A 13824-nucleotide genomic window follows, 5' to 3' on the forward strand; every position below is an offset into this window, starting at 1 on the left:
TTTTGCGTCTTTTCATGGCGTAAAAACCGTTCTATAGCGCAGCCTTCACGTGGGGTGACAGCCTTGGAGGCACCCTGCCCTAACTTTGGAGAATTAAGATGGCTGGAGAGATTCCTGATCTCGAAGCCCTGGAACGTACGGGGACAGGCAAGGGCGCCGCTCGTCAGGCCCGCCGCGACGGCATGGTTCCAGGGATTGTTTTTGGTGGCGACACGGATCCGCTGCCGATCAATCTGCCCTTCAACAAGCTGTTCAAGATGCTGAAGGCCGGTCGGTTCAAGTCGACGCTGTTCAACATGAAAGTCGAAGGCCATGAGGACGTGCGCGTCATCTGCCGCGACGTGCAGCGCGACGTGGTCAAGGACCTGCCCACGCACGTGGACTTCATGCGGTTGCGCCGCACCACCAAGATCAACCTGTTCATCGGTGTTGACGTGGAAGGCGAAGATGTATCGCCCGGACTGAAAAAAGGCGGCGTGCTGTCGCTGGTCCGCCCCGAGGTGGAACTGATCGTGACCGCGGGCGACATCCCCGAGAGCATTTCGATCGACGTGTCCGAAGCCGAAATCGGCGACAGCATCACCATTTCGTCGGTGACGCTGCCTGCCGGTGCCAAGCCCACCATCGACCGTGACTTTGTGATCGCCACAATCTCTGCTCCGTCCGGCCTGCGTTCGGCCGAAAGCGAAGACGATGACGCAGTCGAAGAGGGTGCAGAAGGCGAAGAGGCCTCGACCGAAGAATAAGCCCGGCAGCGCACAGCGCGCCAGGTAGCAAGGCCGCTCCGCTTCGGGGCGGCCTTTTTTCTTTGTCCGCCGCGCGCGCGCGCCCCACTGGACCACGACTCGGCGCACAACTATGCTGCGGCGCAACATCACAAGGGCGACCGCATGAAACTGATTGTCGGCTTGGGAAATCCCGGCCCGAAATATGCGCGGAACAGGCACAATATCGGCTTTATGGTGCTGGACCGCATCGCAGCGGATCATGGCTTTCCCCCTTGGAAATCCAAGCATCAGGGACGTGTGTCCGAAGGCCGGTTCGGATCGAATCGGGCGGTCCTGCTCAAGCCCGAGACATATATGAACAAATCCGGCGACAGCGTCGGCGCAGCCATGCGGTTTTACAAATTGGACGCCGACGATGTCATTGTTCTGCATGATGAAATTGACCTCGCCCCGGCCAAGGTGCGGTGGAAGGTGGGCGGCGGCCATGCAGGCCATAACGGCCTGCGCTCCGTGCACGCGCATATCGGCGCGGACTATGCCCGCGTGCGGCTTGGGGTCGGCCATCCCGGCCACAAGGATGCGGTGCCGGGCTATGTTCTGCGCGACTTTCCCAAGGCGGACGACAGCTGGCTTGATGACGTGATCCGGGGCTGTTCGGACGGCGCGCCGCATCTTGCCGTAGGGGACGGGGCCAAGTTTATGAACGCCGTGGCCCTGCGCGTGGCACCGCCCCGCTCCAGCAAGACATCCAGAGCAGAGGAAACCGCAAAGCCGTCCACGCCCGAGCAAGGACCAGGGACCGACGCCCGGTCCCCCCTGCAAAAGCTGATGGACCGGTTCTCGTGACGCTGCGCCAGGCCTTTCTGGACCAGTCGGCGACCTGTGCCCGCATGGGGTCACCCCTGATGGGGCGCGTGCTGGGCATCCTGGCCGAACGGTGGGACCCCGACACCGCTCTTGGTCGGAAAATGGCGACATATGCGGGCGATATCGGCCCTGCCGGGCATTCGCTGCCGCTGCGGATAGGTGGCGGGCTGCACGCGCTGGTTCTACAAGGCCTCGACACCACGCTGGCGGCAACCTACCCGCCACACGAGGTTGATAATGAAACGCTTGAAGACGCCATCGTCAACGCACTGAAAACACACGAAACCTTCCTGCTTGACTGGACGCGGCACGCCCCGCAGACCAACGAGGTGCGGCGCAGTGCGGCCCTGATCGCGATGGCGCATGTCGCAACTGCCAAATTCGATCGGCCCATCGTGCTGTCGGAACTGGGGGCAAGCGGTGGTCTCAACCTGATGTGGGATCACTTCGCGCTTGAGGTTGATGGCACACGGTTCGGCCCGGACACGGCGGCGTTAACCCTTGCGCCGGACTGGACGGGACCGCGCCCGCCGGCAAGTTATCCACAGATTGTGGACAGATCAGGTGTGGACCTGAACCCCCTGAACTTGCACGATGAATCGGATCGTCTACGGTTGCTCTCGTACCTCTGGGCGGACCAGCCGCACAGGGTCACGCTGACCCGGGCCGCAACATCGGTTCTGACGGCCCGCGTGGACAAGGGCGACGCCATCGACTGGCTGGCGCGGCGGTTGGACACTGTCCCCACCGGTCACATGCACATGATCCAGCACACCGTGGCGTGGCAATACTTCCCTGCGCATGCCCAGGCCCGGGGAACTTCGCTGATCGAAGCGGCGGGCGCGCGCGCCACGGCCGATACGCCACTCGCATGGATGCAGATGGAGACCGATGGCGACACGACGGGCGCCGTCGGGGCCGCGTTGACCTTGCGGCTCTGGCCCGGCGACCTCACCTTGAATCTGGGGCGCGCAGATTTTCATGGGCGTTGGATCAACTGGACCGGGTGACGCACGGGCAAAGTTGCTTGCACCTGCAGTCCTGTGGATAGGTGTGTGCAAGGCGGAGGACAAAAATGCGTGTTGTGCTGAAATGGATAGTTCGGGCGCTTCTGGCGTTGATAATTGCCGCAGTTGCGATCGGATTGTGGAAGCGCGAAGAAATCACGCGCTTGCTTGCCGTGAACACTCTGTTCGACGAAAACCGCATTGTGTCGAATTTCTCCAACATGGACGGCGCATTTCTCCACAGAGAAATCCCCAAGGGCGACGGACCGACCAGCCCCCTGCCACAAGGTCCCGACATGGCCATGCCAGATGGGTACAGCGCTTGGGTGCAGGACCGGACGGTCACCTCGATGCTGGTGCTCAAGGACGGCGAGATCGTGCACGAGGCCTACTATCAGGGCACGTCGGCGGAGGATCTGCGGATCAGTTGGTCCGTCGCCAAAAGCTATTTGTCGGCGCTGTTTGGCATACTGGTCGATGAGGGGGCGATTTCCTCGCTCGATGCGCCGGTCACGGACTATGCACCGACCCTCAAGGGCGGTGCTTATGACGGCGCCACGATCCGCAATGTCCTGCACATGTCGAGCGGGATCACCTTTGACGAGGATTATCTGGATTACGACAGCGATATCAATCGGATGGGACGCGTTCTTGCCCTTGGCGGCAAGATGGATGACTTTGCCGCCGGTCTGACAGAGACGTTCGCGGATGCAGGGGACCGCTGGCAATACACCTCAATCGACACGCATGTGGTGGGCATGGTGGCGCGCGGTGCCACGGGTCGCGACATCCCCGATCTGATGGCGGAAAAGCTGGTTGGACCGCTCGGGCTGGAACAATCGCCCCTGTACCTGACCGATGGCGTCGGCGTTGCCTTTGTCCTTGGCGGGCTCAACGTCACCACCCGCGACTATGCGCGCTTCGGGCAGATGATCCTGCAAAACGGCGCATGGCAGGGCCAACAGGTTGTCCCGGCAGACTGGATTGCGGCATCGACCGACGCCAGCGCACCGACGCAACCCGGCAAAGTTGGCTACGGCTATCAGTGGTGGATCCCCGTGGGCGCGACCGAAGGACAATTCATGGGCCGTGGCATTTACGGCCAATACCTCTACATCGATCAGAAGGCGGGTGTGGTGATCGTGACAACCGCCGCGGACAGACACTTCCGCGAAGACGGTGTAAACGCCGGAAACATCGGCATGTTCCGCCGGATCGTGGACGCAACGGAGTGACGCATGGAACCTGATGACAGCATCAATGTCCTGGGCACGGCACTGCAACTGTGCGGCCTGGATCCGGTCACCGGCTTCTTCCGGGACGGGCATTGCAACACCTGCGACGCAGACCAGGGCAGTCACACGGTCTGTGCCGTTATGACGGCCGAATTCCTTGCCTATTCAAAATATGTGGGCAACGACCTCAGCACGCCCCGCCCTGAATTCCGTTTCAAGGGTCTGGAACCGGGGGATCGCTGGTGCCTGTGTGCGTCACGTTTCCTGCAGGCCCATGACGAAGGATGCGCACCCAGGGTCAGTCTGGAAGGCACACATCAGCGGGCACTTGAAATCGTCCCGCTTGACGTATTGGAACAATACGCCGCCTGACCTACCCCAGCGGCCCCTCCATCAGGTCGTCAATGAACAGGCTCAGAAGTTGCGGGCGGCCCGACACGCCCGCCTTGCGGTAGATGGCGTTTGTCTGTGCCTTTACAGTACCTTCCGAGGTTTCGCGCAACGCCGCGATGTCCTGCGTGCTCAAACCCTTGATCGAAAACAGTGCGACATCGCGTTCCGCCGGGGTCAGGGCCCAGCTGTCGAACTTGTCTTCCAACAGCTCCATGAACGCGCCCGACGCCGCGCGCAGCTGGCTTTCCACATGATCTGATCGCCGCACTGCCGCGCGCAGCATATAGGCCCCGACCCCGACCCCCAGCAGCAGACCAACGGCGGCTGCGATCTCGATCAGTTCGTGGACCTGCCAACTGATCGGTGCAATGGGCAGGCCCAACAGGGACACCAGGATTTCCGAGACGAAGAACACCGCGCAAAGAGTCTGAACGATCAGAACGGCCACAAACACCAATGTCCTGCGCGACAGGCCCGCGACATGGCGGCGGTCAGTCATCGTCGCCATCGTCGCCTCCCTCTCCGTCGCCGCTGTCGCCCCCATCGCCATCGTCGCCGCCATCATCATCATCACGGTCGTCATCGTCATCATCGTCATCATCGTCGCGGTCGTCGTCCACACCTTGCCCGCTGCCCGGGTTTGACGGATCCACAATGCGGGTGCCGCGCCCGTCACCGCCCAATTCGCGCCAAAAATCGCGCAGGATTTCCCCGGTGACAGGGTTCACCACAATCTCGCGGTACAGATCCGTGCTGCGCGCCACGATCCGGGACCGCCCCAGCAGGGTGCGGCGGACGTCGATCTGCGAAAACCCCTGTTCCCGCAACTGGCGCACGATGCTGTCTTCGATGGGTCCCGCAGCGCCCGGCAGCGCCAGAACACCCGCCAGAACCGCCGACAAGAGTAACGTCTTCATATCCTGTCCCCCTGACAGGGAAGGCCCGCGCACGGCGGGCCTTCGCACAGATGTATCACATGCGGCGCGCGATCAATCGTCGTCGCCGTCGTCGTCCCCCCCATCGTCGTCGCGGTCATCGTCATGGTCGTCATCCTCGTCTTCGTCGTCGTCCCCATCGTCGTCGCGATCATCATACCGGTCATCCCGGTCATCGTCGTCATCGCGATCTCCGCCGGTCAGCGACGCCCAAAGCGGGCTCTGCTCGATCTGTTCAAACACGTTTGCTACCTGAAACGACCCGTCCGAGGTGCGGTCCGTTTCGGCGATGGCAGTCGTGCCCAGCAGCAGGGCGGCGGCGGTCAGGGTCAGTGTCTGTTTCATGTCGTAGTCCTTTCTGTTGCACATGCACGGCGGAATGCCGCGTCGTGCTTACAAAAAGGGCCAAGGTGCGCAGCGCGGCTATGGACTACGGGTTTATCTGCGGGTCTGTAAACACATGGTCCACGGCTCTAAACCTGAGTTTATGCCGTCATGCGCCGGGGTCCGCCCGTCTCCACACAGGGTTTATGCACAAAAAAGGCGGGCCAAAGCCCGCCTTCGCAGCGCGTGCCATGTCGCACTTATTCGACGTTGCGCCCTTCCGGACCGGTCATGTCAAAGCCCAGGTGACGGGCCACGGTAAAGATGTCCTTGTCGCCGCGCCCGCACATGTTCATGCAGATGATGTGATCCGACGGCAGCGTTGGCGCGATCTTCATCACATGGGCCAACGCGTGGCTCGGCTCAAGTGCCGGAATGATCCCTTCGGTCGTACAGCACAGCTGGAACGCCTCCAGCGCCTCCACATCCGTGATCGACACGTATTTGGCGCGGCCAATGTCATGCAGCCACGCATGCTCTGGCCCGATGCCGGGATAATCCAGACCGGCCGAGATCGAAAATCCTTCGAGGATCTGCCCGTCATCGTCCTGCAACAGATACGTCCGGTTGCCGTGCAGCACGCCCGGACGCCCCCCCGTCAGCGACGCGCAATGCTCCATCTTGGCATTCACACCCTTGCCGCCCGCCTCGACGCCGATGATGCCGACCTCCTTGTCGTCGAGAAAGGGATAGAACAGGCCCATCGCGTTCGACCCGCCGCCGATGGCCGCGATCAACGTATCGGGAAACCGCCCTTCGGCCGCCGTCATCTGCTCGCGGACTTCCTTGCCGATGATGCTTTGGAAATCACGCACCATGGCCGGATACGGGTGCGGCCCGGCAACGGTGCCGATGCAATAGAACGTGTCGCGCACATTGGTGACCCAATCGCGAAGCGCGTCGTTCATCGCGTCCTTCAACGTACCACGGCCAGAGGTCACAGGGATGACTTCCGCGCCCAGCAGCTTCATGCGGAACACGTTGGGGGCCTGACGTTCAACGTCATGGGATCCCATGTAGACCACGCATTTCAAACCGAACTTGGCACAGACTGTCGCCGTGGCGACACCGTGCTGCCCCGCGCCGGTTTCTGCAATGATCCGGGTCTTGCCCATGCGACGGGCCAGGATGATCTGACCCAGCACATTGTTGATCTTGTGCGCGCCGGTGTGGTTCAGCTCGTCCCGCTTCATATAGATCTTGGCGCCGCCCAGATGATCCGTCAGGCGTTCCGCGAAATACAGCGGGCTGGGTCGGCCCACATAATGCGTCCAGAGATGGTTCATCTCGGCCCAGAAGCTGTCGTCGGTCTTGGCCTTTTCGTATTCCTCTTCCAGCGCCAGGATCAGCGGCATCAGCGTCTCGGACACGAAGCGCCCGCCAAAGTCACCAAAGCGCCCGTTTTCATCGGGGCCGGTCATGAAGGAATTGAAAAGGTCGTTCATCGCCGCACTCCCTAGCTACAGAGGCAGGGTTTAGCGCCGCGCACGCGCCGGGTAAAGCGATCCTTTCAAGGATCGCCCAACGGCAATTCTTCAAGAATTGCCCCGCCCACATCACTCGAACAGGCGCAGCGCATCCCGGTTACAGAAGATCACAAAGTTCCCGCTGTTTTCGATGGCGCGGTAGCCGCGACGCCGCAGTTCGTCCCGAAACAGGGGACGGCCAACAAAGCGTTCGACATCGCGCACTTTCCGGCGCACCACACCGCCTTGCAGCGCGGACTTCGAACTAAAGATATGGTCCAGCCATTGATGTGGCGTCATGTAGTCGGGCAAAACATCCATGCCCCGAACATGCGCACGCGTGGTTAACGGGTGTTTACCGCAGCCATGAATTTCCGGATCAGCCCACTGTCCTTTTCGCCCGGCGCAGTCTCCACCGCAGAACTCAGGTCAATCTGTCGCGCCCCGGTCTGTGCAATCGCCGCGCCCACATTGTCAGCCGTCAAGCCGCCCGCCAGCATCCAAGGCACAGGCCAGCGGCGGCCGGAAATCAAGGACCAGTCAAAGGTCAGCCCATTTCCGCCCGGCAGGTCGGCGTCCTTGGACGGCTTCGCATCCACCAGTATTTGATCAGCCACGTGGGTGTAGGCATCCAGCTTGGGCAAGTCTTCCACCCCCGCGATGCCCACGGCCTTCATCACCGGCAAGCCATAGCGCGCCTTGATCTCTGCCACCCGCGCAGGGCTTTCGGCCCCGTGAAGCTGCAGCATATCCAGCGGCACAGCATCCGTCAGCGCATCAAGGAACGCATCGTCGGCGTTGACCACCAATGCCACCTTGGCCACGCCCGGGGGGACGTCCAAGGCAAGGGTGCGCGCGTCCGCGATACTGATGTTGCGCGGGGATTTCGGAAAAAACACAAACCCGACATATGTGGCACCGGCCTCGACCGCCGCAGCCACGTGTTCGGGGCGGCGCAGGCCGCAGATCTTTACAGACACTTCTGACATGGGTCGGGCTTAGCTGGCCTCGTCCAAAAGGGCCAGCACCTCGTCCTTGCCCTCGTGCTTTTCGGACTTGAGGCGTTTGACCTCGCGTTCCAAGCGACGCATCTCGCGGGCGTTGCGCGCGCTCTCCGCACGGATGTTATGCTCGCGCAGCCATTCCCAGACGAAACCAACCAGCAGCCCGGCAACGATGCCGCCAAAGATGACGACAAACAGCGGCAATTCGACTGTGGGGGCCACCGCAAACAGGCCCGCAATCTCGTCCGGCAACAGTTTGAGCGTCACCAAACCGCGGTTGGCCAGCGCAACCGCGATCAACGCCACGGCAAAGATGGCAATGCAGGCATAGCGTATGTAGCGCATCAGGCTTTCCCGTTCAGACGATCACGCAGCAGCTTGCCGGTCTTGAAGAACGGCACATGCTTTTCTTCCACTTCAACGGTCTCACCGGTCCTTGGGTTCCGCCCGGTACGCGCGTCCCGCTTCTTGACCGAAAACGCACCGAAACCGCGCAACTCGACCCGGTCGCCGCGCGACATGGCGTTGGTCACTTCGTCGAAGATGGTGTTCACGATCCGCTCCACGTCTCTTTGGTACAGGTGTGGATTTTCGTCTGCGATCTTCTGGATCAGCTCTGACCGGATCATCTTGAATTCCTCCCGAGGGACTCGGTGCTTTTTTCATTATGCGTCCGGTAACTATAGGAACAAACGCGCCTTTCGGGAATAGCCGCATTTTGGGCTCGGCCGGTTTTTTTACCAATCGGAAAGGTCCATGGCATGAAAATCAGCGTTGCCCAGCCGCCGTGCGTGCCTATGCACCATTGTGCACAGCTTGCGTCGCGGATGATTCGATGCGTCCCGTGACACAGCAAAAGGGGCCCCGCAGGGCCCCTTTCTTGTCGTCAGTGTCATTGGACTGACGCGATACTTATTCGTCACCCTTGAGCGCGGCGCCCAGGATATCACCCAGCGATGCACCACTGTCGGACGAACCGTACTGTTCCACGGCCTCTTTCTCTTCGGCGATTTCGCGTGCCTTGATCGAGACACCCAGACGGCGGGTCTTGCTGTCGATGTTGGTGATGCGGACATCAACCTTGTCACCGACCGAGAACCGCTCGGGGCGCTGTTCGGCACGATCCCGCGACAGGTCGGAGCGGCGGATGAAGGATTTCATGCCTTCGTATTCCACTTCGACGCCACCATCTTCGATGGCTGTCACTTCGACCGTCACGATCGACCCGCGCTTCACGCCGCCCACCGCTTCTGCGAACTTGTCGCCGCCGATGGCCTTGATCGAGAGCGAGATGCGCTCTTTCTCGACGTCCACTTCGGACACAACAGCCTGCACCATGTCGCCCTTGCGGTAATCCTGGATGGCTTCTTCGCCACGCTGGTCCCACGACAGGTCGGACAGGTGCACCATGCCGTCGATGTCGCCTTCGAGGCCAACAAACAGGCCGAATTCGGTGATGTTCTTGACTTCGCCTTCGACTTCCGTGCCCTCGGGGTGTGTTTCTGCAAACACTTCCCACGGGTTGCGCATGGTCTGTTTCAGGCCCAGGGACACGCGGCGCTTGGCACCGTCGATTTCCAGAACCATGACTTCGACTTCCTGGCTGGTCGACACGATCTTGCCGGGGTGCACGTTCTTCTTGGTCCAGGACATTTCGGACACGTGGACCAGACCCTCGACACCGGGTTCCAGCTCAACAAACGCACCGTAGTCGGTGATGTTGGTCACGCGGCCCGTGTGGGTGCTTTCCAGCGGGTACTTGGCAGCCACCAGATCCCATGGATCTTCTTGCAGTTGCTTCATGCCCAGCGAAATGCGGTGGGTTTCCTTGTTGATCTTGATGACCTGCACCTTGATCGTCTCACCGATGGTGAGGATCTCGGACGGGTGGTTCACGCGGCGCCATGCCATGTCCGTGACGTGCAGCAGACCGTCAACACCGCCAAGGTCAACAAACGCACCGTATTCGGTGATGTTCTTGACCACGCCGTCGACGTTCTGACCTTCGGTCAGGTTGCCGATGACTTCGGCGCGCTGTTCAGCACGCGATTCTTCGAGGATCGCACGGCGCGACACAACGATGTTGCCACGGCGACGGTCCATTTTCAGGATCTGGAACGGCTGCTTGAGACCCATCAGGGGGCCCGCGTCACGCACGGGGCGCACGTCAACCTGCGAGCCGGGCAAGAAGGCCACGGCACCGCCGAGGTCGACCGTGAAGCCACCCTTGACGCGGCCAAAGATGGCCCCTTCGACGCGGGCGTCGTCGGCATAAGCTTTTTCCAGGCGATCCCAGGCTTCTTCGCGGCGGGCCATCTCGCGCGAGATGACGGCTTCGCCACGGGCGTTCTCGGCGGCGCGCAGGTACACTTCGACCTCGTCCCCGACAGAGATTTCGGGCGCTTCACCGGGATTTGCGAATTCTTTGAGCTCGACGCGGCCTTCCATCTTGTAGCCTACGTCGATGATGGCTTGACCTGCCTCGATGGCGAGGACCTTGCCTTTGACAACTGACCCCTCTTCGGGCGTGTCCATTTCGAAGCTTTCTTGCAGGAGGGCTTCGAATTCCTCCATCATTTTATCGGCCATGTGGCGTCGTTATCCTAACTGTGTTCGGTTTTTCGGGCCGTGCGGTTGTCTCCGCCGGTCTTCAAGGTTTCGTTGGTCAGGTGCGCACTCCGTCTGCAAAACAAAGAGGGCCGGATGGTTCCGACCCTGCTCATCTCGATGTTCTGCGGTGTTTACACCTTGTCGACGGACGCGCGTATAGCGGGCGTTGCGACAAAGGGCAAGCGTTTGGCGCTTTTGGGCGCGTTTCCGGCGGGTGTCCCCGGTTTTTTCAGGTTTGTCCCCGCGGGGACAGCGTGTTCGTCGGGTTTACGCGATATTCACCTGTCTGAAATTGTCGCGACGCTGCACGGATATAGCGCGCCGCACGGTCCGGTAGCGGATATTAACCACCTGTTTGGCACCCTGTTGCCCGAAGGCGGGCGGTCGCAGCGCGGCCCGGTTTGGTCGCCGTTGCAAAAGACATGGCATCTGGCGATTCAAACATGATATCGCAGCCGCATGGACAATGGCGGCGCATTTACGGATCGACTGTTCGCTCAGGCGCATATCCCCCGGGGGGCAACGGCGCTTGATGTCGGATGTGGCAGCGGCGTGGTCACGTTCCGATTGTCGCAGGCCGTCGGTGACGACGGCGATGTTGTCGGGATTGACCTGAATGCCAAGGCGCTGGACCTGGCACGGCAAACGGCCGATGAACTGGGACTGACCAACACCCGCTTCGTCGATCGTGACCTGATGGATCTTGCGCAGGAGGGTACCCGGTTCGACGTCATCACGTGCAGGCGGGTCCTGATGTACCTGCCCGATCAGGCCGCTGCGGCCAAGGCGTTCCACACCCTGCTGAAGCCGGACGGCGTTCTGATCCTACAGGAACACGATGCGACGCTGCAGCATTCCACGTCGGCACGCCCACTGGCCGATCAGGCGCGTGATTGGATCTGGAAAACGGTGCAGGCCGAGGGCGCCAATCCCGGCACGGGGTTTCACCTGCATCATTTGCTGACAGAGGCCGGTTTCGACGACATCCGACTTTTGGCGGAGGCGATTGTCGAAACGCCCGATCAACCCGCGCCGACGGCTGATATAGTCAGGGCCATGCTGCCCAGGATCGAAGCTGCGGGGATTGCGACCGCGAAAGAGATCGACATCGATACGCTGGACGCGCGGCTGGCCGCGGAACGCGCCGTTGCGCGGTCGACGTCGGTCTCGGAAATGATGTTCGGTGCACTTGCCAGACGGACCTGACCGGCCGCAGCGCGATGCGGGACTGCGCTAGATCTCTTCCCCCAGTTCCCGCAATTCTTGCAGCAGTTCCTGGTAGATCCCGTTGCTGTCACCGCCGCCAAAGACGGTGGCGCCCCCGGAATAGGTTTGTCCGTAGGTGCGGGCCACGTTGATCGTCTGCACGAAGGCCGACAGCAGTTGATCCTTTTCCAGCGGGCTGAGCGGGTGGATGTACACCCCCCAAAGCCGCCCCTGTGCCACCGCATAGCGGGCGTCGAGTGCACTGTCGAAATTGGCCTGCATCAGGCGCATCAGTTCTTCGGCGCTGATGCCGTCGGCGGATCGGATCGGGACCATGGCGCGCATCCGGTCCGCCACCGGATCGGCGATCACGATGATCGGAATGTCGTCCAGCGTGAACTGGATGGCGTTGCCGGCTGGCTGCGCCTCGGGATCGATGGCGCGGATGATCTCGGCCATGCGCAGCAATGTCATCGGGGGTTCCAGCCGGGCCTGCGGCAGCGTTTCCGCGTCGGGCAGCACCTCTGCGTCGGATCCATTGTCCGGCGTGGTCTGGGCATGTGCGCCGTAGATGGCCGTGCACGCCAGAACAGTAACCATCAATGCGGTGCGAACGAATACCATGGCCGGTGCCTTTCCTTGCGATCTGCAACAAAAGCTAGGCCAGCCATGGTTCAATTGCCAAGCACCGTTTGGTGATCTGGTGTAACAGGCGCAGGTGGACCCCTGCGCCCGTCGGGGTCCTTAGACCGCGGCCTTGAGCGCGTCGGCCAGATCGGTGCGTTCCCAGCTGAACCCGCCATCCGCATCAGGCGCGCGGCCAAAGTGACCATAGGCCGCCGTGCGCTGGTAGATCGGCTTGTTCAGCGACAGGTGTTCGCGAATGCCGCGCGGCGTCAGGTCCATGGCCTGCGCCACAGCCGTTTCGATCGCTGAATCCTTGACCTGGCCGGTGCCGAACGTGTCGCAATAGATCGACAGGGGTTTCGACACGCCGATGGCGTAGCTGAGCTGGATCGTGCACTTGTCCGCCAGACCGGCGGCCACGACGTTCTTCGCCAGATAGCGCGCGGCATAGGCGGCCGAGCGGTCCACCTTGGTCGGGTCCTTGCCCGAGAACGCGCCGCCACCGTGCGGGGCCGCGCCACCGTATGTATCCACGATGATCTTGCGCCCCGTCAGGCCCGCGTCCCCGTCCGGGCCGCCGATCACGAACTTGCCCGTTGGGTTCACGTGCCATTCGGTTTCGTCTGTCAACCAACCGTCGGGCAGCACCTCTTGGATATAGGGGGTGACCATGGCGCGGATGTCGTCGCTGGTCAGGCTTTCATCAAGGTGCTGGGTCGACAGCACGAGGCTGCTGACGCCCACGGGCTTGCCGTCCTTGTAGATCACCGAAAGCTGCGACTTGGCGTCGGGACCAAGCGCGGGTTCGGTGCCGTTCTTGCGCACTTCGGCCAGACGCCGCAGCATGGCGTGGGCATAGTGGATGGGGGCGGGCATCAGTTCGGGCGTTTCGTTGGTGGCAAAACCAAACATGATGCCCTGATCGCCTGCCCCTTCGTCCTTGTTGTCGGCCGCATCCACGCCTTGCGCGATATGGGCCGATTGTTCGTGCAGAAGGTTGGTCACCTCGCAGGTCGCGTGGTGGAACTTGTCCTGCTCGTAGCCGATGTCCTTGATGCAGGCGCGCGCGATCTCGTCGATCTTGCCCATGTAATCGTGCAGCGTGTCCTGATCGCTCAGGCCCACCTCGCCGCCGATGACGACGCGGTTGGTGGTGGCGAAGGTTTCGCAGGCGACGCGGGCTTCGGGTTCTTCGGCAAGAAAGGCGTCCAGCACGGCATCAGAGATGCGGTCGCAGACTTTATCGGGGTGGCCTTCGGACACGGATTCCGAGGTGAAGGTGTAATTCTGACGGGACATGAGCGCTCCATTACAGGTTATCCGCGCCACGTCAGGAAGCCGTTGTGGCGGGTCCGGGACGCC

17 protein-coding genes and 1 riboswitch are annotated in these 13824 nt (G+C 61.7%); of the genes, 6 read left to right on the forward strand and 11 right to left on the reverse strand.

The annotated features are described in order from the left end of the window. Positions 1-98: 98 nt before the first annotated feature. The 5 genes from Q0844_RS13800 (at position 99) to Q0844_RS13820 (ending at position 4209) form a co-directional block, all read left to right on the forward strand. Entirely contained in the window at positions 99-746 is a 648-nt protein-coding gene (locus tag Q0844_RS13800) for a 50S ribosomal protein L25/general stress protein Ctc (RefSeq protein ID WP_299045832.1), read from the forward strand. A gap of 144 nt (positions 747-890) precedes the next feature. Beyond that, positions 891-1574, forward strand: a complete 684-nt coding sequence (pth, locus tag Q0844_RS13805; RefSeq protein WP_299045835.1) for an aminoacyl-tRNA hydrolase — start codon at positions 891-893, stop codon at positions 1572-1574. After that, positions 1571-2605: a DUF2332 family protein gene (locus Q0844_RS13810; protein WP_299045837.1), complete on the forward strand. Its 1035-nt coding sequence runs from the start codon at positions 1571-1573 to the stop codon at positions 2603-2605. Before pth ends, Q0844_RS13810 begins: the two co-directional genes overlap by 4 nt. Before the next feature lie 65 nt (positions 2606-2670). After that, on the forward strand, positions 2671-3837 hold the full coding sequence (locus Q0844_RS13815; RefSeq protein WP_299045838.1) for a serine hydrolase: 1167 nt from the start codon (positions 2671-2673) through the stop codon (positions 3835-3837). 3 nt (positions 3838-3840) lie between these two features. Then, positions 3841-4209 (forward strand): DUF2237 domain-containing protein, encoded by a 369-nt coding sequence (locus Q0844_RS13820; RefSeq protein ID WP_299045839.1) that lies wholly within the window; start codon positions 3841-3843, stop codon positions 4207-4209. Between the two features lies 1 nt (position 4210). On the opposite strand, the gene Q0844_RS13825 is transcribed toward Q0844_RS13820, so the two are convergent. The 9 genes from Q0844_RS13825 to rpsA all read right to left on the reverse strand — a co-directional run bounded on the left by Q0844_RS13825 (position 4211) and on the right by rpsA (position 10608). Then, complete coding sequence (locus Q0844_RS13825) at positions 4211-4738, reverse strand: helix-turn-helix transcriptional regulator (protein ID WP_366523008.1); 528 nt, start codon at positions 4736-4738, stop codon at positions 4211-4213. Continuing rightward, entirely contained in the window at positions 4722-5147 is a 426-nt protein-coding gene (locus tag Q0844_RS13830) for a hypothetical protein (protein WP_299045841.1), read from the reverse strand. The genes Q0844_RS13825 and Q0844_RS13830 overlap by 17 nt, the downstream gene beginning before the upstream one ends. 72 nt (positions 5148-5219) lie before the next feature. Continuing rightward, a complete protein-coding gene (locus Q0844_RS13835) occupies positions 5220-5510 on the reverse strand; it encodes a hypothetical protein (RefSeq protein ID WP_299045844.1) in 291 nt (96 codons plus the stop codon). A gap of 239 nt (positions 5511-5749) precedes the next feature. Further along, the gene (gene trpB / locus Q0844_RS13840) at positions 5750-6994 is read right to left on the reverse strand and encodes a tryptophan synthase subunit beta (RefSeq protein ID WP_299045846.1); all 1245 of its coding nucleotides are present in this window, start codon (positions 6992-6994) and stop codon (positions 5750-5752) included. Between the two features lie 111 nt (positions 6995-7105). Continuing rightward, positions 7106-7315 (reverse strand): N-(5'-phosphoribosyl)anthranilate isomerase, encoded by a 210-nt coding sequence (locus Q0844_RS13845; RefSeq protein ID WP_299045849.1) that lies wholly within the window; start codon positions 7313-7315, stop codon positions 7106-7108. 44 nt (positions 7316-7359) lie between these two features. Continuing rightward, a complete protein-coding gene (locus tag Q0844_RS13850) occupies positions 7360-8004 on the reverse strand; it encodes a phosphoribosylanthranilate isomerase (protein WP_299045852.1) in 645 nt (214 codons plus the stop codon). A gap of 9 nt (positions 8005-8013) precedes the next feature. Next, positions 8014-8364 (reverse strand): LapA family protein, encoded by a 351-nt coding sequence (locus Q0844_RS13855; RefSeq protein ID WP_299045854.1) that lies wholly within the window; start codon positions 8362-8364, stop codon positions 8014-8016. After that, positions 8364-8648 carry an integration host factor subunit beta gene (gene ihfB / locus Q0844_RS13860; protein WP_076626727.1) on the reverse strand — a complete coding sequence of 95 codons (285 nt, stop codon included), beginning with the start codon at positions 8646-8648 and terminating at the stop codon, positions 8364-8366. Before ihfB ends, Q0844_RS13855 begins: the two co-directional genes overlap by 1 nt. Positions 8649-8931: 283 nt before the next feature. Continuing rightward, positions 8932-10608 carry a 30S ribosomal protein S1 gene (gene rpsA, locus Q0844_RS13865; RefSeq protein WP_299045861.1) on the reverse strand — a complete coding sequence of 559 codons (1677 nt, stop codon included), beginning with the start codon at positions 10606-10608 and terminating at the stop codon, positions 8932-8934. A gap of 480 nt (positions 10609-11088) precedes the next feature. Between rpsA and Q0844_RS13870 the strand changes: the two genes are divergently transcribed. Then, positions 11089-11835: a class I SAM-dependent methyltransferase gene (locus Q0844_RS13870; protein WP_299045863.1), complete on the forward strand. Its 747-nt coding sequence runs from the start codon at positions 11089-11091 to the stop codon at positions 11833-11835. 27 nt (positions 11836-11862) lie between these two features. Here Q0844_RS13870 and Q0844_RS13875 read toward each other — a convergent pair whose 3' ends face one another. Together Q0844_RS13875 and metK are read right to left on the reverse strand one after the other, a co-directional pair. Further along, on the reverse strand, positions 11863-12459 hold the full coding sequence (locus Q0844_RS13875; RefSeq protein WP_299045865.1) for a hypothetical protein: 597 nt from the start codon (positions 12457-12459) through the stop codon (positions 11863-11865). A gap of 120 nt (positions 12460-12579) precedes the next feature. Then, a complete protein-coding gene (gene metK / locus Q0844_RS13880) occupies positions 12580-13761 on the reverse strand; it encodes a methionine adenosyltransferase (protein ID WP_299045867.1) in 1182 nt (393 codons plus the stop codon). Between the two features lie 3 nt (positions 13762-13764). Beyond that, a riboswitch (SAM-SAH riboswitch) is annotated at positions 13765-13815 on the reverse strand. Between the last annotated feature and the right edge of the window lie 9 nt (positions 13816-13824).

The sequence above is a fragment of the uncultured Tateyamaria sp. genome, from assembly GCF_947503465.1.
Lineage (GTDB): Bacteria > Pseudomonadota > Alphaproteobacteria > Rhodobacterales > Rhodobacteraceae > Tateyamaria.